We start from the raw sequence: 25,035 nt of genomic DNA, 5'->3' as shown, positions 1-25,035 counted from the left end.
TTGGTCAACGCGGCGGGTATTTGCGATGCAACTCACCCAGCAGCCGGTCCTTGTCTTCCCACAACTGGTTGATCCACCCTTGAAATGCCAGCCGGTATTCAGGGTCTTGATCGTAGTTCTTGCCGATAAACTCAGCCGGTATGTTCAACTCCTCAAACACCACCACCACGTCGCGCACGTTGCCACACAACAAATCCCAATAACCCGGACGCCCGCCCGGATAGTGGATGGTCACGTTGACGATCGATTGCAGCTGCTCACCCATGGCGTCCAGCACAAAAGCAATGCCACCGGCCTTGGGCTTGAGCAGGTAACGGAACGGCGAGTTCTGCTGCGCATGCTTGGCTTCGGTGAAGCGCGTGCCTTCAACGAAGTTGAAGATGCCCACGGACTGGTCTTTGAACTTGGCACAGGTTTTACGGGTGGTGGCCAGGTCTGCGCCTTTTTTCTCCGGGTGTTTGGCCAGGTATGCCTTGGAGTAGCGCTTCATGAACGGAAAGCCCAGGGCCCACCAGGCAAGGCCAATCACGGGCACCCAGATCAGTTCCTGTTTGAGGAAAAACTTCAGCGGCCGGATGCGTTTATTGAGCACGTATTGCAGCACCATGATGTCGACCCAGCTCTGGTGGTTGCTGGTGATCAGGTACGAGTGTTCGTAGTCGAGGCCTTCCAGACCCTTGATGTGCCAACGGGTCTTGCGCAGTAAATCCATCCAGCGCGAGTTATTGCTGATCCAGGCTTCATGGATATGGCGCATCAGCCAGTCGGTTGCCCGCTGTGCCGCGGGAAACGGCAGGCACAGTTTGAACAGGGCGACCACGAACAGCGGTGTACAACACACGATGGTGTTGATCGCCAGCAGCAGTGAAGCAATCACACCGCGTAGCGGCGCAGGCAGAAAGTCCAGCATTTACACATCCATAGGTCGGTTATCGGCTTGAATCGCCGTGAGGGCGATGGTGTAGACGATGTCGTCCACTTGCGCGCCGCGTGGCAGATCGTTCACCGGTTTGCGCAAGCCTTGCAGCATGGGGCCAAGGCTGACGCAATCAGCGCTGCGCTGTACAGCTTTGTGGGTGGTGTTGCCGGTATTCAGGTCGGGGAATACAAACACCGTGGCCCGGCCAGCCACCTGGCTGTTAGGCGCCAGTTGTCTGGCAATGACCTCATTGGCGGCGGCGTCATATTGCAGCGGGCCATCAATCAACAATCCCCGTTGCGCTTCATGGGCCAGCAATGTGGCTTCGCGGACCTTCTCGACTTCTTCACCGCTGGCCGACTCATCGCTGGAGTAGCTGATCATCGCCACGCGCGGGGTGATCCCGACGGCGGCAGCCGAGTCAGCGCTCTGCAGGGCGATTTCGGCCAGTTCCGCGGCAGACGGGTGCGGGTTCATCACGCAGTCGCCGTAGACCAGTACCTGTTCCGGGAACAGCATGAAAAATACCGATGACACCAGCGTGCAACCCGGTGCGGTCTTGATCAGTTGCAGGGCAGGGCGGATGGTGTTGGCCGTCGAATGGATGACGCCCGAAACCAGGCCGTCGACCTCGTCCAGCGCCAGCATCATGGTGCCGATCACAACGGTGTCTTCGAGCTGTTGTTCGGCCATCGGAGCATTGATGCTTTTGGTCTTGCGCAACGCCACCATCGGTTCGACGTAGCGTGCGCGAATCTGGTCCGGGTCGAGGATCTCCAGCCCTTCAGGCAGTTCAAAGCCGTGAGCCTTGGCCACCGCCTGAACCTCTTCGGGTTTGGCCAGCAGCACGCAACGCGCGATGCCGCGTGCCTGGCAGATAGCCGCGGCCTGCACGGTCAACGGCTCGCTGCCTTCGGGCAGGACGATGCGCTTGTTGGCTTGCTGAGCGCGCTGGATCAGCTGATAGCGGAATACTGCAGGGGTCAGGCGCATTTCCCTAGGCGTGCCGCAGCGCTGGTGCAACCATTGGGCGTCGAGGTGGCTGGCAACAAAGTCGGTGATGATTTGCGCGCGTTCGCGGTCATCGATCGGGATCTCTTTGTTCAAGCTGTTCAAGCGATTGGCGGTGTCGTAAGAACCAGTGCTGACCGACAGCACGGGCAGCCCGGCTTGCAATGCACCTCGGCAAAGCTCCATGAGGCGCGGGTCGGGCTGGGTGTCGCTGGTCAGCAGCAAGCCTGCCAGCGGTACGCCGTTCATGGCCGCGAGGCTCACGGCCAGAATGATGTCATCGCGGTCGCCGGGGGTGACGACCAGTACGCCCGGCTTGAGCAATTGCAGGGTGTTCAAGACGGTTCGGGCGCACAAAATGATCTTCGACATGCGCCGCGTTTCGTAGTCCCCGGCATTCAGTACCTGAGCGCCGAGCAAGTCAGCTACGTCGCGGGTGCGCGGTGCGTTGAGTTCAGGTTGATACGGAATGCAGCCCAGCAGTTTGAAGTCACCGCTGCGCAGCAGCGGCGAATGCTCTTTCAGGCGCGCCGAGAAGACGTCCATGCTTTCGTCGGTCTGCACCTTGTTCAGGATCACACCCAGCACTTTCGGGTCTTTGGGGCCGCCAAACAGCTGGGCTTGCAATTCGACGCGGCCGGAGAGTTCGGTGAGCACTTCGTTTTCAGGCGCCGAGACCAGAATCACTTCGGCATCCAGGCTCTTTGCCAGGTGCAGGTTGACCCGGGCGGCATAGCTGGCGGTGCGGGTCGGGACCATGCCTTCGACGATCAGCACGTCTTTGCCGATGGCCGCTTCCTGATAGAGGCTGATGATCTCTTCGAGCAGTTCATCCAGCTGGCCGTCACCGAGCATGCGTTCAACATGCGCCAGTCCCAGCGGCTTGGGCGGCTTGAGACCATGGGTGCGGGCGATCAGTTCGGTCGAGCGCTCAGGCCCGAGATCTCCCGGGTGCGGTTGGGCAATCGGTTTGAAAAAACCGACTTTCAAACCCGCGCGCTCCAGTGTACGCACCAGGCCAAGGCTAATAGAGGTCAGGCCCACACCGAAATCAGTGGGGGCGATAAAGAAAGTTTGCATGCGGGCTTCCTGACGTGAGCAGTGCAAGGGCAACACCTGATGAACGGGGCGTATGCCAAGAATCAATTGCCAAGATTAGCGCTATCCGCCTCTTGAGCACACCAGCCACACACAAAGGGCTGGCCTATTTTTAATTGGCGTTGCTGGGGGTCAAGGACCCAGGCCCGGGATTGCCAGGGCGGCTGGTGACGGTGGTGCTGAGTATGGCCGCAAGACAGCACGGCTACCCAATGACCCTCGTCATCTTGACGCCATCCAATGATTGTTGAAGTTTTCAAAGTGATCCGTTGGTCTTGGTTCTGTTTGGTTGTGTTCGCTTTCAGGCGATTGCTTGGTTAAACTTGCGCACTCATTATTTTTTTGCAAAAGGTCTCGCCCCATGACGATCGCCGCCAATAAGGCTGTCTCCATCGACTATACCCTGACCAACGACGCTGGTGAGGTCATCGACAGCTCTGCCGGCGGCGCACCGCTGGTTTACCTGCAAGGCGCAGGTAACATCATCCCGGGTCTGGAAAAGGCACTGGATGGCAAGGCCGTTGGTGATGAACTGAATGTTACCGTTGAGCCAGAAGACGCTTACGGCGAATACTCTGCCGAGCTGGTCAGCACCTTGAACCGCAGCATGTTCGAAGGCGTTGACGTACTGGAAGTCGGCATGCAGTTCCACGCTTCGGCGCCGGACGGCCAAATGCAGATCGTGACCATCCGTGATCTGGACGGTGACGACGTAACCGTTGATGGCAACCACCCGTTGGCCGGTCAGCGCCTGAACTTCAAAGTGAAGGTTGTGGCTGTTCGTGACGCGAGCGAAGAAGAAGTTGCTCACGGTCACGTCCACGGTGAAGGCGGTCATCAGCACTGATCACTGCTGCTACGCTCACATTCGAGCTAGCCAGAAGAGGGCGCCTACGGGCGCCTTTTTTCATCCTTGACGATTGTCTGAGCGATTGTTTGAACACTGTCCCGGAATCTTGGAGTCCGTCATGAGCGCTTTTCACGAACTGGTATTAGACGCACTGGATGGCACGCCGCTGCCATTGGAAACCCTCAAGGACAGAGTGGTATTGGTGGTCAACGTCGCCTCAAAATGTGGTTTGACCCCTCAATACGCTGCGCTGGAAAACCTGTATCAGCAGTATAAAGGCCAGGGTTTCAGTGTGTTGGGAGTGCCGTGTAATCAATTCGCCGGACAAGAACCGGGCTCCGAAGAAGAAATCCAGGCGTTTTGCAGCCTGAATTACGGTGTCAGTTTTCCGTTGAGCAGCAAGCTGGACGTCAACGGCGCTGACCGTCATCAGCTCTATCGTTTGCTGGCGGGAGAGGGGGCCGAATTTCCGGGGGATATCACCTGGAACTTCGAGAAATTTCTGGTGGCTCAGGACGGTCGAGTGCTGGCGCGCTTTTCACCTCGCACGGCACCGGACGAGGCCTTGGTAATTCAGGCGATTGAAAAGGCTCTGTTCTAGGACTTTTTGATTGTGACGGGAGCCGGAACGGCTACGAGCCCGGTTTCGCTGTCGCACGCGCGCAACAGCTGACCTTCGAACTGTTCGATGATGTCGGGCCAGCCGTGTCGGCTGGCATGCCGGCGGGCATTGAGGCGTATGGTTCGCAAGGTTTCGGGCTCTTCAAGCAACCAGCAGGCGGCTTCGATCCAGGCATGTTCATCGCCGGGCATGGCCAGCACGCCGTTGTAGCCATGCCGGATATGCAGACCGGCAGCGGCTTCGTCATACGCCACGACACCCAGCCCGGCGGCCAGGGCTTCGAGCACCACATTGCCGAACGTCTCGGTAAGGCTCGGGAACAAAAATACGTCGCCACAGGCGTAGTGCAAGGCCAAAGCCTCGCCGGACTGTACCCCGCAAAAAATCGCTTCCGGCAACGAGGCTTCCAGTGACACCCGTTTTGGTCCGTCGCCCACCACAATCAACTTGAAACGTCGTTGCGGATAACGCGCTTGCAGTGCGTCGAGGCAGTGTTTGAGTGCCCCCAGATTTTTTTCCGGAGCCAGTCGTCCCACGTGCAGCAGGGCGATATCGTTTTCTCTGAGACCCCAGCTCTGGCGCAAGGCATTCTGGCGTTTGGACGGGCTGAACAACTGGCTGTCGACACCGCGCGCCAACAACTCCAGCCGTTCAAAATGCCTGCGCTCCAGTTCAAGGTGCTGGCTGGCACTGGGTACCAGCGTCAGGGTTGAGCGGTTATGAAACCAGCGCAAGTAATGCATCAGGGCCCGGGTAAACAGGCCCAGACCGTATTGGCTGAAATATTGCTGGAAGTTGGTGTGAAAGCCGCTGATCACGGCGATGCCCAAACGTCGGGCGACGCGCAGGGCGCACAAGCCCAGTGGGCCTTCGGTGGCGATGTAAATGACATCCGGACGCTGTTGTTGCCAGCGCTTCAACAATCGTTGTGTCGAAGTGACGCCCCATTGCAGGCCAGGATAACCCGGCAATGGCCAGCCTCGGCACAGCATCAGTTCGTGATTGCTGCGTTGGTTGCTGTCGCCAGCCTGGCGTGGGCGTACCAGTTCTACTTGATGATTGCGTGCACGCAGACCCTCATACAGCCGGCCAAGGGTGTTGGCCACACCATTGATTTCGGGAGGGAAGGTTTCGGTAATCAGGGAGATATGCAGTGCTGTCGTCATGGCATCAGTTTCGGCTGATGACATGACGACGGTGTGTCACGGCGATGATGGATTTGTGAAGTGCTCAGCCGCGGCTGGACGCGCTTAGCGCCTCATCACCCCGTTCGCGCACCCAGAATAACGTCGCTCCGGCCACTGCCGCCGGCATCATCAGCAGATTGACCACCGGAATCAACAGCACCAGATACACAATCCCGCCGAAGCTCAGGCTCTGCCAGCGTTTTTCGCGCAGCCAGGCGAGCATCTCGTTCCAGCCCAGCTTGTGGTTATCCGCCGGGTAGTCGATGTACTGAATGGCCATCATCCAGATCCCGAAGAACAACCACAAAGGCGCTGCAATCAGATTGAGCACGGGAATGAACGACAGGATCATCAAGGCAATGGCCCGCGGCAGAAAGTAGCCCAGTTTGCGCATTTCGCGGGCCAGGGTACGCGGCACCATGGCAACCAGCTCACCCCAACTGAAGGGCGGGGAGTTATCGATCCCGCGTACCACGGCTTCGACCTTCTCCGAGAGAAAACCGTTGAATGGCGCAGCAATGATGTTGGCCAGCATGGTGAAGGTAAAAAACACCATCAACACGACCAGTACTACAAACAATGGCCACAGCAAGTAGTTGAGAAAACTGAGCCAGCTGGGCAATGAAGGCATCAAGGTATCAACCCAAAGACTGAACTGATGACCGGCAAAATAGATCAACCCGACGAACAGCACCAGGTTGATCAATAGCGGCAGCAGCACGAACAGTCGAAGGCCGGGGCTGAGTACCAGCTTGAAGCCTTCACGCAGGTATTGGGGGCCTGAAAGAACGGGGGCGGGCATAAGGTGCTCCGAGCAGATGGAAAACCGGCCGACCTTAACGGCTTTGCCTGAAGGGCGAAAGCCTTGGGTCGGGTTCGACAATAACTGTTACAAAGGCGTCTGTGGAGCGCATCAGGTCACATAGAGACCTGCTATGAGCTGGATTGTTAAACGGTATTTCCTTAATCTCTGCCACCTCGATACGCTGCACCCACACATTTTTCAGGACCGGCGCGTTTCAGGTACACCCTGAAAGCCTTTGCGGTTCCTTTTTATTCCCGCCGCTAAAGCGGCGTTCCGACCCTGCTTCACTGCGGGCTGTCATAGGAGTGAGTCATGTCTGAAGTACGTCATTCGCGTGTGATTATTTTGGGCTCAGGCCCTGCCGGTTACAGCGCTGCTGTCTATGCGGCCCGCGCCAACCTCAAACCACTGCTGATCACGGGCATGCAGGCGGGCGGTCAATTGACCACCACCACCGAAGTCGACAACTGGCCGGGCGATGTCCACGGTTTGACCGGTCCGGTTTTGATGGAGCGCATGCGTGAACATGCCGAGCGCTTTGAAACTGAGATCGTGTTTGATCACATCAACGCTGTTGATCTGAAAAACAAACCGTTCAGCCTGACCGGCGACAGCGGCACTTACACCTGCGATGCACTGATCATTGCAACCGGCGCCAGCGCCCGTTACCTGGGCCTGCCGTCTGAAGAAACTTTCATGGGCAAAGGCGTTTCTGCTTGCGCCACGTGTGACGGCTTCTTCTACCGCAACAAGCCTGTGGCTGTGGTCGGTGGCGGTAACACTGCTGTGGAAGAGGCGCTGTACCTGGCCAACATCGCCAGCAAAGTGACCCTGGTTCATCGCCGCGAAACGTTCCGCGCCGAAAAGATCCTGATCGACAAGCTGCATGCCCGCGTTGCTGAAGGCAAGATCGAGCTCAAGCTGAACGCGACCCTGGACGAAGTGTTGGGTGACAACATGGGCGTGACCGGTGCCCGCCTGAAAAACAACGACGGCAGCTTTGACGAGCTGAAAGTGGACGGTGTGTTTATTGCCATCGGCCACACCCCGAACACTTCGTTGTTTGAAGGCCAGCTGGAATTGAAAGACGGCTATATGGTTGTGCAGGGTGGCCGTGAAGGCAACGCTACCGCTACCAGCATTGAAGGCGTGTTTGCGGCTGGCGACGTGGCTGACCACGTTTACCGCCAGGCCATTACTTCGGCTGGCGCTGGCTGCATGGCGGCACTGGACACCGAGCGCTACCTGGACGGCCTGCAGAACGCCGCGTTCTGATGATCCTGGGTGCATGAAAAAACCGGCCTCGGCCGGTTTTTTTGTGCGTGCTCGTGCGCTGAAACAGCGGGAGGGTGTCAGGCCTTGCGTACCAGCGGACGGGCAGGGAATTCAACGCCAGCCAGGCCGCGAGCCATCAGCGCACGAATGTTGCCGTGATCGGTGCCTTCCGGCGTCGCCAGTACCGAGCGATAGTGCTCGCCAAAGGCCAGCAGTGCTTCCTGATCGCTAAACCCTTCCAGCAGGGCCAGGCCGAGGGTTTTGCACGAGCCTTCATTTTGCCCGGCGGCATTTTCCACGCCGCCATTGTTGAACGCCTGGGGCTGGTAGTCGTAATGCGCGGCAATAAACGCCAGGGTGTCGGCAAACAGATGTTCGCCCCGGTTAAGGCTGGCGCGCAGGGTATTTAAATCAGTCATGCTTTTTTCCTGAGACAAACGCCGCGGATTGTTCGGCGCTGGCTTCTTTCTGGTAGAGGGATTTCCATTCGGCGTACGGCATGCCGTAAACCACTTCGCGGGCATCATCGAGGCTGAGGTCGATCTGCCGCTCGTCAGCCGCGGCCTTGTACCACTTGGACAGGCAATTGCGGCAGAAACCCGAGAGGTTCATCAGGTCAATGTTCTGCACGTCTTTGCGGCTGTCCAGGTGTGCGACAAGCCGGCGGAAGGCGGCAGCTTCGAGTTCAAGGCGTTCTTGGGGCGTCATAGGGGGCACCGGGATTGAGAAAGTGGCAGCTTAGCGGCTCGCCGCGAGCGTAATCGATACGGATTCAGCAAAGCGCAGGGCGTGGGGTTTGTCGACTTCGACCTCGGCATACAGCACGGCAGTATTGGCCATCACCAGATCCAGCAATTCCTGGGTCATGCGTTCGAGCAGAGCGAAACGGTTGTCTTCGACATGCTGGATCACGGCCTTGGTGATGGTGCGGTAATTCAGCGCGTGATCAATATCGTTATCGCGCACGGCATCCTGGGCGGCATAAAGGATGGTGAGGTTGATCAACACATCCTGCTTGTTGAGGATCTCTTCTTCATTGATCCCGATATAGGTGCGCAGGCACAGGTCCTTGACGCGAATGCGGGCCATTCCTGGTTGAAGTTGTGACATTACGGCTTGCTCCGTCCAATCAATTGCAAGAATTCCATACGGGTGCTTGGCTCGCGAAATGCGCCCAGCATGACCGAAGTGTTCATGGTCGAATTCTGTTTTTCTACACCGCGCATCATCATGCACATGTGCTTGGCTTCAATGACGACCGCCACGCCAGCCGCCTGGGTGATGTTCTGAATGGCGTCGGCGATTTCCCGAGTGAGGTTTTCCTGGATTTGCAGGCGTCGGGCGAACATGTCGACCAGACGGGCAATTTTAGACAGGCCCAGCACTTTGCCGGTCGGGATATACGCCACGTGCGCCTTGCCGATAAACGGTAGCAGGTGGTGTTCGCACAGGGAGTACAGCTCGATATCGGCGACGATCACCATTTCATCGTTGTCTGATGAGAACAGGGCGCCATTTACAATCTCTTCCACGCTTTGCTCATAGCCACGACACAGATACTGCATGGCTTTGGCCGCACGCTTTGGGGTGTCGAGCAAGCCTTCGCGGTCGGGGTTTTCACCGAGACCCACAAGGATCTCGCGATAGTGCTCAGGCAGTGATGCGCTCATGAAAATACTTCCTCGCGGGGCGGCTCATTTGAGGTGCCGGCCGCCATTGACGGTCAGGGTCGTGCCGGTGACATAGGGGTTATCCAGCAAATAACGCAGGCTTTGGTAGATCACCTCGGCTCCGGGCTCGATGCCCAGTGCGGATTTTGCCAGCGCTTTGGTGCGGTACGCTGCATCGTCATCAGGATTGAACAGCACCAGCGCCGGGGCGATGCCGTTGACTTTGATGCGTGGCGCCAGTTTAGCTGCGAATGACAAGGTCAGGCTGTCGAGTCCGGCTTTGGTGGCGCAATAAGCAATGTGCTTGCTGCTGCCCTTGCGTGTGACATCGTCGCTGATGTGCACGATATCGGCAGGTGTTGAGCGTTCCAGCAGTTCGCTGCAGTGAAGATTGATCAAGTAGGGCGCCAGCATGTGGACGTTGAACATGTGACTGAACGCATTGATTTCGGTGTCGGTACATTCCGCCAGCCACGCCGATGCATTGTGAACAATGGCTCTCAGGCAGTCGGTATGGCTTTTGAGCCGCTCGATAAAATCGAGGATACCGTCCGGGGTCGAAAAGTCGGCGAGTAATGTTGTCGCACCCAGATCACGCAGGGCTTGCACGCCCGGCTTCTCGCTGCGGTAACTGATGATTACCCGAAAACCTTCAGCCAGCAGTTGCTGCGCGCAATGCAAGCCAATGCGCTGTCCGGCGCCAGTGATCAGGATCGGGGCAGAAGTAGAAGGCATGACAGGCTCGGTCTAAAGAAACAGCGGGGTAGTGGCGTAATGACAAAACTATACCAGCGTCTGTTGCGCAACGGCCATGCCTGGGCCAAAGCGTCTCTGGGTAACCTGATTGACGAAGGGAGGCGCGTTGTATGTATCTCAAGGCGGTGTAGCGACATAATGCGTAGAATGCGTTTACCTACATTTGGTCGATGGCTTTCATATGCCCATGATTATTGATATTGAACCCGTTGCGCTGACCGCCGATTCATCTGCGCCGGGAGATCTTTATCCGATTCGTGAAGTAGCCCGCCTCACAGGTGTCAATCCGGTGACATTGCGTGCCTGGGAGCGGCGATATGGATTGATACAGCCAACACGCACCGAAAGTGGGCATCGTTTGTATTCCATGACGGATATCGAGACAGTCCGTCGTGTGCTTGGCTGGATCGAGCGCGGGGTCACAGTCAGTAAAGTGGGTGACTTGTTAACGCGTGAGCCCCGATCCAGAACCCTGGAGGCAGGGATCGAAACTGACGAATACAGCGAATGGCATTTGAGTATCCGAGCCGCTCTCAGTGCTTTCGATGAGGCGGAACTTGAACGTCTGTATGGGCAGATTTTCTCGATCTACCCGGTCGACATCGTATTCCAGGCCATATTTCTGCCGCTGTGGCAGCAGTTGCTCAGAGAACAGGACGAATTCGGTCGCACCAGCGAGTGGTTGCTCCTGGACGGGTTCTTGCGCGGGCGGGTCCAGCACCGCTTGCAGTTGCAGGCCGCGGGTGCCCGGCAACGTGTAGTGTTGGTAGCGCTGCCTGAGCTGTGTCATGAGCTGGAGTTGCTGGTCGCCGGTTTGCTCCTGACCCGAACCGATCGAGTGGTCAGGGTTTTGGCTGTGGGGCAGCCATTGGGCGAGCTCTCACTGATTTGCGAGAAGCTGAAACCTCAGGCCGTGGTGCTGTTTGCCAATCGTGCGCTGAGCACGGCGCATGTTCGGCGGCTGCAGCGGCTGGCAAATACCCTGAACTGTTCATTATTGCTGGCGGGTGAGGCAGCCAATGTTGCCCAGGAAGCGTTGGCGGGCACATCCATTGGCTGTTTGGGCAGTGACGCCGTGCTGATGAATCAACGTCTGGACGCTGATCTCAAGGGGTGAGGGCGCTGGCGTGCAGGTCGGGATGTACCAGGCGATGCCGGTGCAGAATGAACTGGCGCAATCGTTCGGTTTCGTCGTGGTCCCGTTGGCTCAGGCGATAGGCGTACAGACCCAGTTCGGTCTTGCGCTCCAGGGTGCCACGCAGGGCAATCCGCTCTTGGCCCCCGGGGCAGAACCACTGCGAAAACTGGCGAGGCGGGCGAGCCTCGTTACGCACTTCAACCAGAAGCCCCTTGAACGACATTTCGGTGACCCATAAATGCCCGGGCTTACCACGAATGTTTTCCAGCGGTACCGGTTCTGGCAGCGTCATGCGCCATGGCCGGGCCTTGGGTCCGTCTTCGAAGATGCTGGGCGCTCCTAACTCCAGATGCTGGGCATGGAATTCGTCTTCGACCAGACGCAGCGGAAAACTCATTTGCTGATTGGCAATATGAGCGTGGATTGTGACGTGCTCATGGGCTGCCAATCGAGTCAGCAAGTCGCGTATTTGAGAGACCCCGTTAACCACCAGGCTTGACGATGCTTCCCCTGTATTCGACAGAGGGCTTTGGTGCATCGACTGGATGAAATCCAGCTCTTCCTGGGTCAAAAGAGCATCGTGAGACATATGGGGCTCGAAAAGTCGGTCTGTAGTCGTAGGTACAGACCGCTATTTTTACGTTTTGTTATAACCGCTCGTCGCCTTCAGTGCTTCCAGCTCTGCCTGTACCGCGCTGAGTTGGGCTTCTAACTGGGCCACCCGCATCTCGGCTTTTACCTGGGGGGTGACATCCTTTTGCACGCCAATAAAGTAAGTCAGTTGATCGCTTTCGTTGAATACCGGGGTGATCGACAACTCATTCCAGAAGTGCGAACCATCCTTGCGGTAGTTGCGCAGTACCTGGCGGACCGGTTGTCTACTGGCGATGGCTTTGCGGATGAGCGCCAGCGCCGGCTGATCACGATCGCCTGACTGCAGGAAGCGGCAGTCCTGATAAAGAATGTCGTCGCGACTGTAGCCGGTGAGTGCTTCAAAAGCAGCGTTCACATAAATAAGGATGTTGTCTTCGCCTTCCTGTTCGGCGATCACAATGCCGTCCTGGGTCGCGTCTATCATGCGTTGCAGCAAACGGGCATTGATCATCGATAGTCGCTCCTGACTGGCGGGCAAAAAGGCCTATTTTAGGGCATGGTTGCGAGCCGTCCAGTTGCCATCCCCGAAGCGGTGCCTCACCTGTTAACATCCAGACCTTTTAGACAGCTACAGGATCAGATTGATGAAAGTCGCCATTCTTTCCGGCTCGGTGTACGGCACCGCTGAAGAAGTCGCTCGTCATGCCAGGCAACTGCTTGCCGAGGCAGGGTTTGAGGTCATGCTCAATCCGCGTGCAACCCTGGACGAGGTTCTGGCGTTTGCGCCAGAAGCCATTTTGGCCGTGACCTCCACCACTGGCATGGGCGAGCTGCCGGACAATCTGATCCCGCTCTACAGCGCCCTGCGTGACCAGTTACCGGCTGCCTTGCGTGGTTTGCCGGGTGCGGTGATGGGGCTGGGCGATTCGAGTTATGGCGATACCTTCTGCGGCGGCGGCGAGCAAATGCGCGAGTTGTTCGCCGAGCTGGGAGTGAATGAAGTGCTGCCCATGCTCCGTCTGGACTCCAGCGAGAGCGTTACCCCTGAAAGTGATGCCGAGCCTTGGCTGGCTGACTTGATCAAAGCACTGAGCCAGTAACCGGGCGTTCACGCAGCAGCTCAAGCCAGGCTTGAGCTGCCCGCGACAAATACGCCCCGTCTCGCCAGATAAACGCGATATCCCAGCGTAAATAGTCGGGTGCAACCAGCTTTAACCGCACGACACCGGGACGTACCAGGCCGCGTGCAACCACGCTGGGCAACAGGACAGCCCCTTGTCCGGCAGCCACCAGCGCCACCAGAAAATCCGCCTGGCCACTCCGGCCGCCTTCTTTGGGTGTAAAGCCAACCTGCTGACAGGCTTGCAGCAAGCGGTCGTTGAGCACAAAGCTGCGTTGATAGAGTAAAAAAGGGGTGTCGGCCAATTGCTCCAGCCGCACGCTGCCGTCCTCTGCCAAGGGATGGTCAGCGGGCAGCAAAGCGTCAAGCGGCTCATCGCAAAACGGCTGGTATGCGAAGGCCGGGTTTTTGGGGGTCAGACTGCCGCCCAATTCCAGTTCGCCACTCAGCACCGCTTGTTCAATATTCAAACTGCCTCCCTCAAGTAACTGCACCTGAATATTCGGGTAGCGCCGCCGGTATTCTGCAAACAACCTGGCGAACAGGGCATCACTGCCCAGCAGTGGCAACCCCAGCTTCAGCTCGCCACGCGCCAAATGGCTCAAATCATCGAGTTCGCTCAGTAACTCCCTGTGCAAACGCAGCATGCTTTCAGCACGTAGCAGCACCACATTGCCTGCCGCCGTCAGGCGTACATGAGAACCCAGTCGATCGAACAAAGGCGTGGCGAGGCTGTGCTCAAGCTGAGCGACCTTTTTGCTTACCGCTGACTGACTGATATGCAGGGTGTGCGCCGCCTGAGTGAAACCACCCTGACGTGCGACCTCGACAAATGTTCGTAGCTGTTTGAATTCCATGACCTAGATTCCACTTTGGAATGGCTGTCAGTCTAACAATTCGTTTTCGGGATGGAAGGGGGTTCTTTAAACTGAAGCCCAGTCTGGAATGGAAACAACATGAAACGCTTTGATGTAAAACGCTTGGGGCGGATGGTCAGCGAATTGGCCGTACTGCTCGCCATCTACTTCATAGGGTGCCAGATCGCGAGCGGCTGGCATTTACCCATACCCGGTGGTGTGGTCGGCATGGCGCTGCTGTTACTGGGTTTTGCCCTGGGTTGGATCAAGCCCGCGACCCTGCAACTGGGGGCTGGCGTATTGATGGCTGAAATGCTGCTGTTCTTTATTCCGGCGTTGATGAGTTTGCTCGACTACGGCGTACTTGTGCGCGATGAAGGCTGGCGCATCCTGCTGGTGATCGGGGTCAGCACCTTGCTGGTCATGGTCGTCACCGCATTTACCGTGGAGGCTGTGTGCCGTTGGAGGATGCGCCATGAAGTTTGAGGTGATGCCGATGTTCTGGCTGATGTTCACCCTGCTTACGTATAGCCTGAGCCGCTGGCTGTATGGCCGCACCGGACGCTATTTGCTATCACCTCTGATATTGGTTCCGGCCTTGTTGCTCGCCGTCGCGGTGCCATTGCATACCGCGTATTCCGAATACGCGAGCAACACCCATTGGCTCATGCTGGTACTGGGGCCGGTGACAGTTGCCTTTGCGGTACCTATCTGGCAACAGCGCCAGCTGTTGGCCCGGCACTGGGGGGCCTTGTTGCTGGGGATGCTGGCGGGCAGCGCAGTCTCCATTGGCAGCTCATTCTGGCTGGCCAGGGCATTGGCGCTCGACACCTCATTGACGATGTCACTGGTGCCCCGTTCCATCACCACACCGTTTGCCATGCCTCTTGCCCAGGACTTGGGCGGGGTGCCAGAACTCACCGCCGTATTTGTGATGTTCACCGGTGTATTTGGTGCGCTGCTGGGCGGGCTCCTGCTCAAGTGGTTGCCACTGCGCAGCAGTCTGGCCCGCGGTGCGCTGTTCGGTATAGGAGCCCACGGCGCAGGTGTTAGCCGTGCCCGAGAGGTGGGTAGCGAAGAAGGCTCGGTAGCGGGCCTAGTGATGGTACTGACCGGTATTCTCAACCTGTTTGCCGCACCGTTGCTGACAAGCGTCTTTTAAACCGCGGCCGCGTTGCGGACTTTGGGTGTCCTTGGCGCCGCCAGGTGTGTTGTAGCGTCTCGTAAACGCAAGGCTCGCCAATAACGGGCATAAAAAAGGCCGCTGTAGAACAGCGGCCAAAGAAGACGTTCATCAAGGAGCTACAAATCAACGTCAGGGTAAATCGGGGGGCGACTGGCCGCTTAAGGCCATGCACTTAAAGAGAGTAGCAGAGCAACTGCGTTGCTCTGGAGATGCATCCAGAATAAGAGCTTGGGCGCGTCGGAGTAAGCCTGCTTTGCGACAATCTCTGTTACGTTTTCGGCAACAGTCTGATAGGGCCGAGGCTGTCTCTGGTGTAGGCGTTCAGGGACGGATGTCACGCGATAATCTTGTACCGCGCACGAGGCGGGAACACGGGGTGTAATGCGCACTCACCAGGTTGCTCACTGCAGACTTGATCACAGCATGAGGCTTTGATAGGCAGGGAGCAGTAACAGGAGTAGCGCAATGATTGATCCGAAAGACCTCCCCTCAAGTCCACGCATCATCACGTCGAATGACATCACTTCATACACCAAGCGCGTACGAGCCTTCTTGAACGAGCAGCTCAAGCCATCGGGGATGTTATGTGACGATGTGTACGTCAACACGGTTCACGCGGTGGTAGACCCCAAGCTTACCTTTACTCAATCATTGGTCGATATTGGTACCGACAGCATTGAACGCGGGATGGCACCGACCTATAACCAAAGCCTTTCAGGCGTGTATGCCAAGCCGTGGACGTTCGAAGACACTCACCGGATCCACACGCTGTCTTTGTATGACGTCGAAAAAATGATCCAGCGCTTGCTGGACGAATCCAGGTACAAGTGGGATCTATGATCCTGCAGGTTGTCAGTCTGGCTGATAACCCATGCGCCAGCTGATGGCCTGGCTCGCGGCCAATAACCGTTTGGCTGCGGGCCCGTTTTCGTCCGCATGAAACAGCGAGGTGGGGCCGACCACGGTCAGCACCCCGGCCACTTGCCCGGTGGCGCTGAACACGGGGGCGGACAGTGCATCCACGCCCGGCATCAACAAACCGTGTACGAAATGCAAGCCGCGCTGGCGAATTTGCTCGCGTAATGCGGCGTAATCCTCGGGTTTTGCCAAAGGATGAATCTGATCGTGTGCCAGCTCCTGCTCGCGCAACTCTGCGGTTTCGCGGTCGGGTAGAAAGGCGTTGAACACCAGTCCGGTGGATGAACTCAGGAGCGGTAGCACCGAACCCAGTTGAGTGACCACTGTAATCGCCCGTACTGCCGGTTCGATGTGCACCACGGTTGCGCCCTGATTTCCCCATACCGCTAAAAAGCAGGTTTCGTTCAGGTCATCGCGCAATTCTGCCAAGGGCAAGGCGGCGACTTTGAGGACGTCCATGCTGCTCAGTGCGGCCAAACCCACACGCAATGCCTCGCGACCCAGGCCGTAATGGTTGGTGGCGATATTTTGTTCAGCAAAACCACTGGCAATCAGCGCCTGTAAATAGCGGTGCACCTTGCTGGCAGGCATTTGCACGTGCTCGGCCAACCGCGAGAGCGAGGTCGAGGGTGATAACTCGGCCAACGCTTTGAGGATGTCCGTACCGACCTCGGCGGAACGCACTTTTTGCTTGCCGGTGCTGTCGTTGCTGCTGCGGGGCTTTTCCATGGAGGCTCTGGGATCTCGGGACGAATGGGCGTCTTTATAGCTTGACGCTTAATACCAATCAAATTACGTTATGCGTAATTGAATTACGATAAAAATAATGCAGCGACGCGCAGGCTGATTCAGGGCATGGCGCTGTCATCTGCCTTCTCCACTCTGGAGGCTCCATGAACCTCGACTCGCCTTTGCCAACTCCCGTCTATCAATCCGGATTTGGCAACGAATTCAGCAGTGAAGCATTACCGGGCGCTTTGCCAGTCGGCCAGAACTCCCCGCAAAAAGTGCCTTATGGCCTGTACGCCGAATTGTTTTCCGGCACGGCCTTCACCATGGCGCGCAGCGAAGCCCGCCGTACCTGGATGTACCGCATCCAGCCGTCGGCCAAGCATCCGGCATTTATCAAGCTGGAGCGGCAACTGGCCGGTGGCCCGTTAGGCCCGGTCACGCCCAACCGTTTGCGTTGGAACCCGTTGTCCATTCCTGATGAGCCCACGGATTTCATCGACGGGTTGATCGGTATGGTCGCCAACAGCGGGGCGCAAAAACCTTCTGGCATCAGCATTTACAACTACTGCGCCAACATCTCCATGCAGCGGGTCTTTTTCAATGCCGATGGCGAGTTGTTGCTCGTACCCGAGCAGGGCCGTTTGCGCATTTGCACCGAGCTGGGTGTGCTGGAGCTGGAACCTTTGGAAATCGCCGTGATCCCGCGCGGCCTCAAGTTTCGTGTCGAATTGCTGGATGCGCAGGCTCGAGGCTACGTTGCCGAAAATCACGGTGCTGTGCTGCGTTTACCGGATCTGGGACCGATTGGCAGCAATGGGCTGGCCAATCCGCGTGATTTTTTGAGCCCGGTGGCCCACTACGAGGACGACCGGAGCACCACGGTGCTGGTGCAAAAGTTTCTGGGTGAGCTCTGGGGTTGCGAGCTGGATCACTCGCCCTTGAACGTCGTGGCGTGGCACGGTAATAACGTGCCTTACAAATATGACCTGCGACGTTTCAACACGATCGGCACCGTCAGCTTCGACCACCCCGATCCATCGATCTTTACCGTACTGACCTCGCCGACCAGCGTGCCGGGGTTGGCTAACCTGGACTTCGTCATTTTCCCGCCGCGCTGGATGGTGGCAGAAAAAACCTTCAGACCACCGTGGTTCCATCGCAACTTGATGAACGAATACATGGGGCTGATCCAGGGCAGTTACGACGCCAAGGCCGAAGGCTTCTTGCCGGGGGGGGCATCGCTGCACAGTTGCATGAGCGCCCATGGCCCGGACGGTGAAACCTGCACCAAAGCCATTGCAGCTGAGCTGCAACCGAGCAAAATCGATAACACGATGGCCTTTATGTTTGAAACCAGCCAAGTGTTGCGTCCTAGTCGGTTTGCCCTCGAGTGCCCGCAATTGCAATCCAGTTACGACGCTTGCTGGGCTTCGCTGCCCGCAACCTTCACCCCGAATCGGAGATAAGCCATGACCCTGTCCACTCTCACCCAAAGCTGGATTGTCTCGGCTAACGGCCACCGCGATTTTCCTTTGCAAAACCTGCCGATGGGTATCTTCAGCCTGAACGGCTCGGCTCCACGCAGCGGTGTTGCGATCGGCGAACACATCTTCGACCTAGAGGCGGGCTTGGCGGCCGGCTTGTTTGAAGGGCAGGCCAAAGTGGCGGTAGAGGCCACTATGGGCGGCGTGCTGAATGCGTTTTTCGCCTTGGGCCGCAGTGCCCGTGTGGCTTTGCGTGAGCGTTTGCTCGAGTTGTTGAGTGAAGGCAGCACTTTGCGCGGCAAGATCGAAGCCCAAGGTGCCAGGCTGCTGCCGCTGGCGGCGGATTGCGAGCTACAGGTACCGGCAAAAATCGGCGACTACACCGACTTTTACGTCGGTATCGAGCACGCTAAAAACGTTGGCAAACTGTTTCGCCCTGATAATCCGTTGCTGGCCAACTACAAATACGTGCCGATTGGCTACCACGGCCGCGCCTCGACCATTCGCGCGTCCGGCGCGGACGTGCGCCGTCCCAAGGGGCAGACCTTGCCGGCGGGCCAGACCGAGCCCGCCTTCGGCCCATGCGCACGCCTGGACTACGAGCTGGAACTGGGGATCTGGATCGGCCAGGGCAACGAGATGGGCGACCCGATCCCGGTCAGTGAAGCGGGCGACCACATTGCCGGTTACTGCCTGCTCAACGATTGGTCGGCCCGGGATATTCAGGCATGGGAATACCAACCGCTTGGTCCGTTTCTGTCCAAAAGCTTTATTACCAGCATCTCGCCGTGGGTGGTGACTGCCGAAGCGCTGGAACCATTCCGTCGTGCTCAGCCGGCCCGTCCTGAAGGTGATCCGCAACCGTTGGCGTACTTGCTCGATCCCCAGGATCAGGCCAAAGGGGCGCTGGACATCGAGCTTGAAGTACTGCTGCTCACCGAATCAATGCGTGAACAAAACCTGCCGGCCCATCGACTTGGCCTGAGCAATACCCTGAACATGTACTGGACAGCTGCGCAACTGGTGGCGCATCACAGCGTCAATGGCTGCCAATTACAGTCTGGCGACCTGTTCGGCTCGGGCACCTTGTCCGGCCCGGATCGTTCGCAACTGGGCAGCCTGCTGGAGATTACCGAGGGCGGCAAACTACCGGTCGAGCTGGCGTCGGGCGAGGTTCGCAAATTCCTCGAAGACGGCGACGAAGTCATCCTGCGTGCACGTTGCATCCGTGAAGGCTATTCCTCCATCGGATTTGGCGAGTGCCGGGGCAAGGTCATCGCGGCGCGCTAAAAGGAACGGATCATGGATCTCTTCACCTACTACCGCTCAACATCGTCGTATCGGGTGCGTATTGCGTTGGCACTCAAGGGCCTGGATTACCGGGCGCTGGCGATCAACCTGATTGCCGCCGAGGGCGGCGAACACCGCCAGCCGGCGTATCTGGCGATCAACCCGCAAGGCCGCGTGCCGGCCTTGCGCACCGATGACGGTGAGGTGTTAACGCAATCACCGGCCATTATCGAATACCTCGAAGAGTGTTATCCGCAATCGCCGCTGCTGTCCAAAGACCTCACCACCCGGGCTCATGAACGGGCAGTGGCGGCTTTGATAGCCTGTGATATCCACCCGTTGCACAACGTCAGTGTGCTCAACCGGCTGCGGCAACTCGGGCAGGATGAAGAGCAGGTGGTGCAATGGATCAATCACTGGGTCAGCCAAGGATTGACGGCTGTTGAGCAATTGATTGGTGACAGCGGTTACTGCTTTGGTGCCGAGCCGGGGCTGGCGGATGTTTACCTGATTCCGCAGGCATACGCTGCGGAGCGTTTCAAAGTGTCGCTGGCGTCATACCCGCGCATTGGCCGGGTGCTGGCACTGGCGCAAAATCACCCGGCCTTCATTAAGGCTCATCCGGCGCAGCAGCCCGATACACCGCCTCCGGCAAGTGCCTAGCGCGGGGCATTCGGGTATCACCACCCCGTCGTTCGTCAGCGCTGACGAACGACGGGGTGGTCTCTTCCAAAAGCCATGCTGCCTGGTTCGCGCAGGTGGTTGAACCGATATGTCTTTAATCGCACATATACCTCGATCTTATGCTTGCGCACTTCAACGGATTTTCGGACGCGACCTATACTGGCGTTACCCGTAACTGTTCGAGGGCCAGGTCATTATGTTTGCTCTCATGCAAAGCGCTCATATCGAGTCGCTTCACCTCAGCGTCGACCCTGTTACCGGGCTCAAGGCGGTGATTGCTGTTCATAGCAGTCGTCTTGGTCCGGCATTGGGCGGTTGCCGCTACCTGGCCTATCCCAATGATGAAAGCGCGCTGAACGATGCCGTCCGCCTGGCGCAAGACATGAGCTACAAGGCTGCATTGGCCGGGCTGGCGTTTGGCGGTGGGCAGGCGGTGATTGTGCGTGCGGCGCACGTGGAGAGCAGAGCGGCATTGTTTGAAGCCTTTGGCCGTTGCGTCGAGCAACTCGCGGGCCGCTATATCACGGCCATTGACAGCGGCACCTCGACAGCCGACATGGACTGCATTGCTCAGCACACTCAACACGTCACCAGCACCACGGATGCGGGGGATCCTTCGCCCCATGCGGCAATGGGGGTCTTTGCCGGAATCCGCAGTTCAGCGTCATGGCGTTTGGGCAGTGATAACCTCGAGGGGTTGCGTGTCGCGGTTCAGGGGCTGGGCAAGGTCGGGTATGCATTGGCCGAGCAGCTGCATGCGGCAGGCGCAGAGTTGCTGGTCAGCGACACTGATCCGGGCAAGGTTCGCCTGGCGATGGAACAACTGGGTGCTCACCCGGTGGCCTGTGAGGCGTTGCTCAGCACGCCTTGCGACATTCTGGCGCCCTGCGGGTTAGGCGGCGTGCTTAACTGGCACAGCGTGGCGCAATTGCGCTGCGCCGCCGTGGCCGGGTGTGCGAATAATCAGCTGACCAACCTGCAAGTGGCCGATCAACTCGAGCGCCGTGGAATTTTGTATGCGCCCGACTATGTGATCAATTCAGGCGGACTGATTTACCTGGCCCTGACCCATGAAGGGGCTCAGCCCGAGGCAATCAATTTGCAGTTGCGACGCATCAGCCAGCGTCTGGCCGGGATCTATGCTCACGCACAGGCCGAAAAACGCTCCCCGGCAAGGGTGTCGGATGAGCTGGCGCAGAGTCTGCTGTATCCGGCAGCAGAAGGGACGGGTTAAGGGGAACCCACCTTCTGCGGGATATTTACTCGCTCTCGACCAGCAACTCGGACAGGGCGTCCGGCTGGCTCTTGAAGGCCTTGGCAAAGACATCGCGATTTTTCGCCATGTAGATACCGGCTTCTTCTACTTGCTGCTCGCTCAGGGACGGCACAGCCTTTTGCAACACTTCAGCCAGCAGTTCGGCCAGCTCCAGCATTTTGTCATGACGGTCAGCTTCGGCTTTATCCATGAACAAACGCTCCAGATCTCGGCTGCTGCGGTATACCACTTCGACGGCCATTTACCACCTCATATGCCTTCACGATAAATTGTCTTGCGATTACTGTATTTATATACAGCTAAAAGGATAAGCCAATCGCCGGGATTTGAATAGCGGCTTTTTTACTCTAGCTGCAATTGACGGCCCGCAGCGCGTACTCAACGTGTCTAATCCCTGTCGGCCATCATCTTATCTGCTGCTACTGGCCTTTTTTCTGCATGCAGAAAGCGTCATGTGCAACGCGGATGATCCGTTTGAGTCGATTCAAGGAGCTGCATCGTGAAAGTTAACAAAGCTGAAAAGCTACGTGGTCAGGTTCATGAACTGGCAGAGTCGATGGGGAATCTGTTTGTCGAAACCTTCCATTACCTGGCGTTGTTCGCCATTGGCGCCGTGACGGCGTGGGCGGCGGTGATGGAATTTCTGCAGATGGTGGAGAAGGGCAACATCTCTATCGATGACATCCTGCTGCTGTTTATCTACCTCGAACTGGGCGCCATGGTCGGGATTTATTTCAAGACCAACCACATGCCCGTACGTTTTCTGATTTATGTGGCGATCACAGCGCTGACCCGTTTGCTGATTTCCAACGTATCGCATCACAATCCGCCAGACATGGGGGTTGTGTATCTGACCGGGGCGATCCTGTTGCTGGCGGTGGCCATCCTGGTGGTGCGCTATGCATCTTCACAGTTCCCCTCGGTGAAGATCGAGAACCCGCACCGCAAGACCGGTGCCGGCTCCGGCGAGCATCCTGAAGTGGAGAAGGGCGAGCTGTAACCCGTAAGAGTCGTACAAGAAAGGGCGGGCTTACCGAAGTAAGCCCGCCCTTTTTTAGTGCGTCCTGAACGCTGGATCAGCTATTGAGCTCGAGTTCTTTTTCTTTCTCCAGAAACTCTTCTTCCAGTAGCGCGTCAGCGCTCTGCTTGGCTTCGTGCTCTTCAAACCCTTCCGGGGCGAGGGTCACGGAGCGTTTGCCACGAAGCTTGCCGAACAAGTGCTCCAGTGCGTGTTCCAGTTTGGTAGTTGCACCCTCGACGGCTTGAGTCAGTGAGTCAGCATCGTGGGATACGGAAATCGGTTGGTGACCTTTAGGTCGTGCCTCCATTTTGCAGCGCTTGTCTTTAGGACCGGACTTGCCGCCATTTTCATCACTCAGATGGACCTCGACGCGGGTCAGGTCCTCCAGATGGCGTTCGAGCGTAACTTCGACAGTGGCTTTAACCCATCCCTGGAGACGTTCGTCACTGTCGATATGTTTATCGGAAAAGACGTTAATTTGCATAATTCTTCCCTTATATAAGCGTGCTCGTGTGAGGTCTGACGGCCTCGTGTGTTCAAAGGTTCATCGTCAGCGCTCAGTTACAGTGTTTGGGCCGATGAACAAATATTTCAAGCACTATTTTTACGAACGATCGCGCGCAATGACCGGTGTCAGCCTTTGGCAGGAAGAACAGCCAGCAGGTGCGGGCTTTGGCGGGTTTATATCAAAATGCGACTGATGACTGGACGTACAGGGTCCGGGGGGGCGCCGGCGTATTGCCTTAGCCAGGTAGATCATGCGCTAGAGAACAAGAATTGTTCGCGCTGTAGGGGTGGGTGATTGCATAGCGTGTCTGCAGCCCGTCATGTCGCTTTGCTTATGAGAATATTTATCATTAGTATCGCCTTCCTTTTTGACCTCCTTCCCGACGCCCATGACCCCACCAGAACCCGAGGACAACACTGGCCGTGAAATGCGCCATGGACGTGCGCATTTCCTGCAGGTGTTTTTATCCCAGCGTCCACAAATGGAAGCGCTGGTGAGTCGCCGCGTGGGATGCCGGGCAACAGCTGCTGACCTGGTGCAGGATCTGTTTCTGCGTTTTTGGCGACGTCCTCTGGTGCAGGTTGAAGAGTTGGGCACGTATTTGCTGCGCTGTGCGGGGAATATCGCGATCGACCATTTGCGCAGCGAAGGCTCACGCGGGCGGGTCAACCAGTACTGGCAACCTGAGCCGGATGCCCTGGGCAGTGAGCCCCAGGCGGCACTGGAGGCTGGTAATGATTTGCGTCAGGTCGAGGCCGCCTTGCGTCGTTTGCCCGAACGCACACGGCATATTTTTTTGCTTAACCGGATTCACGGGCGTACTTATGCCGATATCGCCAACGTCATGGGCGTGTCCCAAAGTGCGGTTGAAAAACATATGATGCGTGCCCTCGAGGCCTGCAAGGCCAGTCTGCGTGAACCGCCATCAGGGGCTGCGCCGTGATCACTCGTTCAAATATCCAGGTCACCCCTGAACAGGAACGTGCTGCGCTGGCCTGGCTCAGCGTGTTGCACGATCAGCCCGACAGTGGCGATCAGGCTACCTTCAGCCGTTGGCTACAGGCCGATCCTGCGCATGCCGAGGCCTACGCTCAGGCGCAGGTCGTATGGGAGTTGAGTGAAGTGGCGGGCAGCACGCTGGCTGACGAAGAAGCGCTGGCGATGCGGCGCTACTTGTCGGCAATGGATGTTCCCCGCGACCGCCGCCTCAAGCGCTGGTCCGGCGGGTTGGCGGTTGCCGCCAGCCTGTTGTTGATGCTTGGGGTGTTCGGCGGCTGGCAACCGGCACGCTGGGTGGATGATCTCGGTGCCGATTATGTCAGTGCGCCGGGGCAAGTCCGCACTGTGACCTTGGCTGACCAGTCGCAGGTGACCCTCGACGCCGACAGTGCTATTGCCGTGGACTTCAGCGGCAGCGAACGGTATGTCCAGTTGCGCCGTGGCGTGGCTTTCTTTCAGGTGTCCCACACCGGTAAACCCTTTGTGGTCGTGGCCCGTGAGGGTGAAGCGCGGGTCCTGGGAACGGAATTCGAAGTGCGCCTGCAACCGCAGGGCGCTCAGGTTACGGTCTTGTCGGGGCGGGTCGGGGTGAAGGCGGGTAAGGGCGCGCCGCAGCAGATTCTCACTGCCGATCAGCAAGTGGCCTATGACGCTGGCGCGACCGATACCGTGCATCAGGTCGACAGCCGGGCACGATCGGCCTGGCGCGAAGGTTGGCTGACGTACTCCAGGACGCCGCTGGCCGAGGTCGTGGCAGACCTCAAACGGTATTACCCAGGGCAGATTGTGCTGCTCAATAGCCAACTGAGCGCGCGGCGCATCAGCGGCAGCTTCCCCAGCCAGGACCCGCAAGCGGTACTCGATTCCTTGCAAGGTGTGCTCGGGTTTGAGCAGCACCATGTGTTGGGGCGGCTGATCGTGTTGCGTTGAGTGCTCTCTGAAATTATTTTTCACGGCGTAGTGAGGTAAACCTCGGGCTGATCCGTGTAGTGCTTGAAAATGCGAAAAATTCGCATTCCCTAACGGGTCGACACA

At 57.8% G+C, this 25,035-nt stretch carries 30 protein-coding genes and 1 pseudogene; 15 read left to right on the top strand and 16 right to left on the bottom strand.

Features of this window, described 5'->3' with window-relative positions; genetic code table 11:
- Positions 1–4: 4 nt before the first annotated feature.
- The 3 genes and pseudogenes from DQN55_RS17885 to DQN55_RS17875 form a co-directional block, all read right to left on the bottom strand.
- Positions 5–910: an acyltransferase gene (locus DQN55_RS17885; RefSeq protein ID WP_048378585.1), complete on the bottom strand. Its 906-nt coding sequence runs from the start codon at positions 908–910 to the stop codon at positions 5–7.
- Positions 911–3,010, bottom strand: a complete 2,100-nt coding sequence (pta, locus tag DQN55_RS17880) for a phosphate acetyltransferase (RefSeq protein WP_048378586.1) — start codon at positions 3,008–3,010, stop codon at positions 911–913.
- A 62-nt stretch (positions 3,011–3,072) separates the two neighbouring features.
- A pseudogene (locus tag DQN55_RS17875) lies at positions 3,073–3,421 on the bottom strand (DUF3565 domain-containing protein).
- Between DQN55_RS17875 and DQN55_RS17870 the strand changes: the two are divergent.
- Entirely contained in the window at positions 3,390–3,875 is a 486-nt protein-coding gene (locus DQN55_RS17870; protein ID WP_048378587.1) for an FKBP-type peptidyl-prolyl cis-trans isomerase, read from the top strand. The pseudogene DQN55_RS17875 and the gene DQN55_RS17870 sit on opposite strands and share 32 nt — an antisense overlap.
- A gap of 121 nt (positions 3,876–3,996) precedes the next feature.
- A complete protein-coding gene (locus tag DQN55_RS17865) occupies positions 3,997–4,479 on the top strand; it encodes a glutathione peroxidase (RefSeq protein WP_048378588.1) in 483 nt (160 codons plus the stop codon).
- Here DQN55_RS17865 and DQN55_RS17860 read toward each other — a convergent pair.
- Both DQN55_RS17860 and cysZ read right to left on the bottom strand, forming a co-directional pair.
- On the bottom strand, positions 4,476–5,690 hold the full coding sequence (locus DQN55_RS17860; protein WP_048378589.1) for a glycosyltransferase family 4 protein: 1,215 nt from the start codon (positions 5,688–5,690) through the stop codon (positions 4,476–4,478). The genes DQN55_RS17865 and DQN55_RS17860 overlap by 4 nt on opposite strands.
- Before the next feature lie 40 nt (positions 5,691–5,730).
- The gene (gene cysZ, locus DQN55_RS17855) at positions 5,731–6,489 is read right to left on the bottom strand and encodes a sulfate transporter CysZ (protein ID WP_048378590.1); all 759 of its coding nucleotides are present in this window, start codon (positions 6,487–6,489) and stop codon (positions 5,731–5,733) included.
- 315 nt (positions 6,490–6,804) lie between these two features.
- On the opposite strand from cysZ, the gene trxB reads away from it, so the two are divergent.
- Complete coding sequence (trxB, locus tag DQN55_RS17845) at positions 6,805–7,767, top strand: thioredoxin-disulfide reductase (RefSeq protein ID WP_048378591.1); 963 nt, start codon at positions 6,805–6,807, stop codon at positions 7,765–7,767.
- Positions 7,768–7,844: 77 nt separating this feature from the next.
- On the opposite strand, the gene DQN55_RS17840 is transcribed toward trxB, so the two are convergent.
- From DQN55_RS17840 to folM, 5 genes are read right to left on the bottom strand one after another with little or no spacing between them, the layout of a single operon-like run.
- Positions 7,845–8,186: a HopJ type III effector protein gene (locus tag DQN55_RS17840; RefSeq protein WP_048378592.1), complete on the bottom strand. Its 342-nt coding sequence runs from the start codon at positions 8,184–8,186 to the stop codon at positions 7,845–7,847.
- Entirely contained in the window at positions 8,179–8,475 is a 297-nt protein-coding gene (locus tag DQN55_RS17835; protein ID WP_048378593.1) for a DUF1244 domain-containing protein, read from the bottom strand. Before DQN55_RS17835 ends, DQN55_RS17840 begins: the two co-directional genes overlap by 8 nt.
- A gap of 30 nt (positions 8,476–8,505) precedes the next feature.
- Positions 8,506–8,877: a dihydroneopterin triphosphate 2'-epimerase gene (gene folX / locus DQN55_RS17830; RefSeq protein ID WP_048378594.1), complete on the bottom strand. Its 372-nt coding sequence runs from the start codon at positions 8,875–8,877 to the stop codon at positions 8,506–8,508.
- Positions 8,877–9,437 carry a GTP cyclohydrolase I FolE gene (gene folE, locus DQN55_RS17825; RefSeq protein ID WP_048378595.1) on the bottom strand — a complete coding sequence of 187 codons (561 nt, stop codon included), beginning with the start codon at positions 9,435–9,437 and terminating at the stop codon, positions 8,877–8,879. Before folE ends, folX begins: the two co-directional genes overlap by 1 nt.
- 24 nt (positions 9,438–9,461) lie before the next feature.
- On the bottom strand, positions 9,462–10,172 hold the full coding sequence (gene folM / locus DQN55_RS17820) for a dihydromonapterin reductase (protein WP_048378596.1): 711 nt from the start codon (positions 10,170–10,172) through the stop codon (positions 9,462–9,464).
- Between the two features lie 202 nt (positions 10,173–10,374).
- Between folM and DQN55_RS17815 the strand changes: the two genes are divergently transcribed.
- A complete protein-coding gene (locus DQN55_RS17815; RefSeq protein WP_048378597.1) occupies positions 10,375–11,310 on the top strand; it encodes a MerR family transcriptional regulator in 936 nt (311 codons plus the stop codon).
- Here DQN55_RS17815 and DQN55_RS17810 read toward each other — a convergent pair.
- Positions 11,300–11,920, bottom strand: coding sequence for a hypothetical protein (locus DQN55_RS17810; protein WP_048378598.1), 621 nt, complete (start codon positions 11,918–11,920; stop codon positions 11,300–11,302). The genes DQN55_RS17815 and DQN55_RS17810 overlap by 11 nt on opposite strands.
- A gap of 48 nt (positions 11,921–11,968) precedes the next feature.
- Positions 11,969–12,436, bottom strand: a complete 468-nt coding sequence (locus DQN55_RS17805) for a PAS domain-containing protein (protein WP_048378599.1) — start codon at positions 12,434–12,436, stop codon at positions 11,969–11,971.
- A 133-nt stretch (positions 12,437–12,569) separates the two neighbouring features.
- Between DQN55_RS17805 and DQN55_RS17800 the strand changes: the two genes are divergently transcribed.
- Positions 12,570–13,025, top strand: a complete 456-nt coding sequence (locus tag DQN55_RS17800; RefSeq protein WP_048378600.1) for a flavodoxin — start codon at positions 12,570–12,572, stop codon at positions 13,023–13,025.
- Here the strand turns inward: DQN55_RS17800 and DQN55_RS17795 are convergent.
- Positions 13,006–13,902 (bottom strand): LysR family transcriptional regulator, encoded by an 897-nt coding sequence (locus DQN55_RS17795; protein ID WP_048378601.1) that lies wholly within the window; start codon positions 13,900–13,902, stop codon positions 13,006–13,008. The genes DQN55_RS17800 and DQN55_RS17795 overlap by 20 nt on opposite strands.
- A 99-nt stretch (positions 13,903–14,001) precedes the next feature.
- On the opposite strand from DQN55_RS17795, the gene DQN55_RS17790 reads away from it, so the two are divergent.
- The 3 genes from DQN55_RS17790 (at position 14,002) to DQN55_RS17780 (ending at position 15,928) form a co-directional block, all read left to right on the top strand.
- Complete coding sequence (locus DQN55_RS17790) at positions 14,002–14,388, top strand: CidA/LrgA family protein (RefSeq protein ID WP_048378602.1); 387 nt, start codon at positions 14,002–14,004, stop codon at positions 14,386–14,388.
- Positions 14,378–15,064 (top strand): LrgB family protein, encoded by a 687-nt coding sequence (locus DQN55_RS17785; protein ID WP_048378603.1) that lies wholly within the window; start codon positions 14,378–14,380, stop codon positions 15,062–15,064. The genes DQN55_RS17790 and DQN55_RS17785 overlap by 11 nt, the downstream gene beginning before the upstream one ends.
- A 489-nt stretch (positions 15,065–15,553) precedes the next feature.
- Positions 15,554–15,928 (top strand): hypothetical protein, encoded by a 375-nt coding sequence (locus DQN55_RS17780; protein WP_053070890.1) that lies wholly within the window; start codon positions 15,554–15,556, stop codon positions 15,926–15,928.
- Positions 15,929–15,940: 12 nt separating this feature from the next.
- Here DQN55_RS17780 and DQN55_RS17775 read toward each other — a convergent pair whose 3' ends face one another.
- The gene (locus tag DQN55_RS17775; RefSeq protein WP_048378604.1) at positions 15,941–16,735 is read right to left on the bottom strand and encodes an IclR family transcriptional regulator; all 795 of its coding nucleotides are present in this window, start codon (positions 16,733–16,735) and stop codon (positions 15,941–15,943) included.
- Between the two features lie 164 nt (positions 16,736–16,899).
- On the opposite strand from DQN55_RS17775, the gene hmgA reads away from it, so the two are divergent.
- The 4 genes from hmgA (at position 16,900) to DQN55_RS17755 (ending at position 21,430) form a co-directional block, all read left to right on the top strand.
- Entirely contained in the window at positions 16,900–18,204 is a 1,305-nt protein-coding gene (gene hmgA / locus DQN55_RS17770) for a homogentisate 1,2-dioxygenase (protein ID WP_048378605.1), read from the top strand.
- A 3-nt stretch (positions 18,205–18,207) separates the two neighbouring features.
- The gene (fahA, locus tag DQN55_RS17765) at positions 18,208–19,512 is read left to right on the top strand and encodes a fumarylacetoacetase (protein WP_048378607.1); all 1,305 of its coding nucleotides are present in this window, start codon (positions 18,208–18,210) and stop codon (positions 19,510–19,512) included.
- 12 nt (positions 19,513–19,524) lie between these two features.
- Positions 19,525–20,175 carry a maleylacetoacetate isomerase gene (gene maiA, locus DQN55_RS17760; RefSeq protein WP_048378609.1) on the top strand — a complete coding sequence of 217 codons (651 nt, stop codon included), beginning with the start codon at positions 19,525–19,527 and terminating at the stop codon, positions 20,173–20,175.
- Between the two features lie 217 nt (positions 20,176–20,392).
- Positions 20,393–21,430, top strand: a complete 1,038-nt coding sequence (locus DQN55_RS17755; RefSeq protein WP_048378611.1) for a Leu/Phe/Val dehydrogenase — start codon at positions 20,393–20,395, stop codon at positions 21,428–21,430.
- Between the two features lie 25 nt (positions 21,431–21,455).
- On the opposite strand, the gene DQN55_RS17750 is transcribed toward DQN55_RS17755, so the two are convergent.
- Positions 21,456–21,713 carry a YebG family protein gene (locus DQN55_RS17750; RefSeq protein ID WP_003439988.1) on the bottom strand — a complete coding sequence of 86 codons (258 nt, stop codon included), beginning with the start codon at positions 21,711–21,713 and terminating at the stop codon, positions 21,456–21,458.
- A 258-nt stretch (positions 21,714–21,971) separates the two neighbouring features.
- Between DQN55_RS17750 and DQN55_RS17745 the strand changes: the two genes are divergently transcribed.
- Positions 21,972–22,472, top strand: coding sequence for a phosphate-starvation-inducible protein PsiE (locus tag DQN55_RS17745; RefSeq protein WP_048378613.1), 501 nt, complete (start codon positions 21,972–21,974; stop codon positions 22,470–22,472).
- Positions 22,473–22,548: 76 nt separating this feature from the next.
- On the opposite strand, the gene DQN55_RS17740 is transcribed toward DQN55_RS17745, so the two are convergent.
- On the bottom strand, positions 22,549–22,977 hold the full coding sequence (locus DQN55_RS17740; protein WP_048378615.1) for an HPF/RaiA family ribosome-associated protein: 429 nt from the start codon (positions 22,975–22,977) through the stop codon (positions 22,549–22,551).
- 412 nt (positions 22,978–23,389) lie between these two features.
- Between DQN55_RS17740 and DQN55_RS17735 the strand changes: the two genes are divergently transcribed.
- Complete coding sequence (locus DQN55_RS17735; RefSeq protein WP_048378617.1) at positions 23,390–23,944, top strand: RNA polymerase sigma factor; 555 nt, start codon at positions 23,390–23,392, stop codon at positions 23,942–23,944.
- Positions 23,941–24,930: a FecR family protein gene (locus tag DQN55_RS17730; protein ID WP_048378619.1), complete on the top strand. Its 990-nt coding sequence runs from the start codon at positions 23,941–23,943 to the stop codon at positions 24,928–24,930. The genes DQN55_RS17735 and DQN55_RS17730 overlap by 4 nt, the downstream gene beginning before the upstream one ends.
- Positions 24,931–25,035 lie beyond the last annotated feature (105 nt).

The sequence above is a fragment of the Pseudomonas taetrolens genome, from assembly GCF_900475285.1.
Taxonomy (GTDB): Bacteria; Pseudomonadota; Gammaproteobacteria; order Pseudomonadales; family Pseudomonadaceae; genus Aquipseudomonas; species Aquipseudomonas taetrolens.
Note: the sequence above shows the minus strand (reverse complement) of the source record. Positions and strands in the feature narration are given on the sequence as shown.

Bases quoted from the DNA above. Each gene is read 5' to 3' on its own strand.
- DQN55_RS17885 (WP_048378585.1), bottom strand. From the start codon at position 910: ATGCTGGACTTTCTGCCTGCGCCGCTACGCGGTGTGATTGCTTCACTG.
- folE (WP_048378595.1), bottom strand. From the start codon at position 9,437: ATGAGCGCATCACTGCCTGAGCACTATCGCGAGATCCTTGTGGGTCTC.
- DQN55_RS17790 (WP_048378602.1), top strand. From the start codon at position 14,002: ATGAAACGCTTTGATGTAAAACGCTTGGGGCGGATGGTCAGCGAATTG.
- DQN55_RS17785 (WP_048378603.1), top strand. From the start codon at position 14,378: ATGAAGTTTGAGGTGATGCCGATGTTCTGGCTGATGTTCACCCTGCTT.
- DQN55_RS17835 (WP_048378593.1), bottom strand. From the start codon at position 8,475: ATGACGCCCCAAGAACGCCTTGAACTCGAAGCTGCCGCCTTCCGCCGG.
- DQN55_RS17810 (WP_048378598.1), bottom strand. From the start codon at position 11,920: ATGTCTCACGATGCTCTTTTGACCCAGGAAGAGCTGGATTTCATCCAG.
- DQN55_RS17865 (WP_048378588.1), top strand. From the start codon at position 3,997: ATGAGCGCTTTTCACGAACTGGTATTAGACGCACTGGATGGCACGCCG.
- DQN55_RS17780 (WP_053070890.1), top strand. From the start codon at position 15,554: ATGATTGATCCGAAAGACCTCCCCTCAAGTCCACGCATCATCACGTCG.
- pta (WP_048378586.1), bottom strand. From the start codon at position 3,010: ATGCAAACTTTCTTTATCGCCCCCACTGATTTCGGTGTGGGCCTGACC.
- trxB (WP_048378591.1), top strand. From the start codon at position 6,805: ATGTCTGAAGTACGTCATTCGCGTGTGATTATTTTGGGCTCAGGCCCT.
- DQN55_RS17755 (WP_048378611.1), top strand. From the start codon at position 20,393: ATGTTTGCTCTCATGCAAAGCGCTCATATCGAGTCGCTTCACCTCAGC.
- folM (WP_048378596.1), bottom strand. From the start codon at position 10,172: ATGCCTTCTACTTCTGCCCCGATCCTGATCACTGGCGCCGGACAGCGC.
- DQN55_RS17805 (WP_048378599.1), bottom strand. From the start codon at position 12,436: ATGATCAATGCCCGTTTGCTGCAACGCATGATAGACGCGACCCAGGAC.
- DQN55_RS17870 (WP_048378587.1), top strand. From the start codon at position 3,390: ATGACGATCGCCGCCAATAAGGCTGTCTCCATCGACTATACCCTGACC.
- DQN55_RS17800 (WP_048378600.1), top strand. From the start codon at position 12,570: ATGAAAGTCGCCATTCTTTCCGGCTCGGTGTACGGCACCGCTGAAGAA.
- cysZ (WP_048378590.1), bottom strand. From the start codon at position 6,489: ATGCCCGCCCCCGTTCTTTCAGGCCCCCAATACCTGCGTGAAGGCTTC.
- fahA (WP_048378607.1), top strand. From the start codon at position 18,208: ATGACCCTGTCCACTCTCACCCAAAGCTGGATTGTCTCGGCTAACGGC.
- folX (WP_048378594.1), bottom strand. From the start codon at position 8,877: ATGTCACAACTTCAACCAGGAATGGCCCGCATTCGCGTCAAGGACCTG.
- DQN55_RS17750 (WP_003439988.1), bottom strand. From the start codon at position 21,713: ATGGCCGTCGAAGTGGTATACCGCAGCAGCCGAGATCTGGAGCGTTTG.
- DQN55_RS17735 (WP_048378617.1), top strand. From the start codon at position 23,390: ATGACCCCACCAGAACCCGAGGACAACACTGGCCGTGAAATGCGCCAT.
- DQN55_RS17860 (WP_048378589.1), bottom strand. From the start codon at position 5,690: ATGTCATCAGCCGAAACTGATGCCATGACGACAGCACTGCATATCTCC.
- DQN55_RS17815 (WP_048378597.1), top strand. From the start codon at position 10,375: ATGCCCATGATTATTGATATTGAACCCGTTGCGCTGACCGCCGATTCA.
- DQN55_RS17740 (WP_048378615.1), bottom strand. From the start codon at position 22,977: ATGCAAATTAACGTCTTTTCCGATAAACATATCGACAGTGACGAACGT.
- DQN55_RS17840 (WP_048378592.1), bottom strand. From the start codon at position 8,186: ATGACTGATTTAAATACCCTGCGCGCCAGCCTTAACCGGGGCGAACAT.
- DQN55_RS17795 (WP_048378601.1), bottom strand. From the start codon at position 13,902: ATGGAATTCAAACAGCTACGAACATTTGTCGAGGTCGCACGTCAGGGT.
- DQN55_RS17775 (WP_048378604.1), bottom strand. From the start codon at position 16,735: ATGGAAAAGCCCCGCAGCAGCAACGACAGCACCGGCAAGCAAAAAGTG.
- hmgA (WP_048378605.1), top strand. From the start codon at position 16,900: ATGAACCTCGACTCGCCTTTGCCAACTCCCGTCTATCAATCCGGATTT.
- maiA (WP_048378609.1), top strand. From the start codon at position 19,525: ATGGATCTCTTCACCTACTACCGCTCAACATCGTCGTATCGGGTGCGT.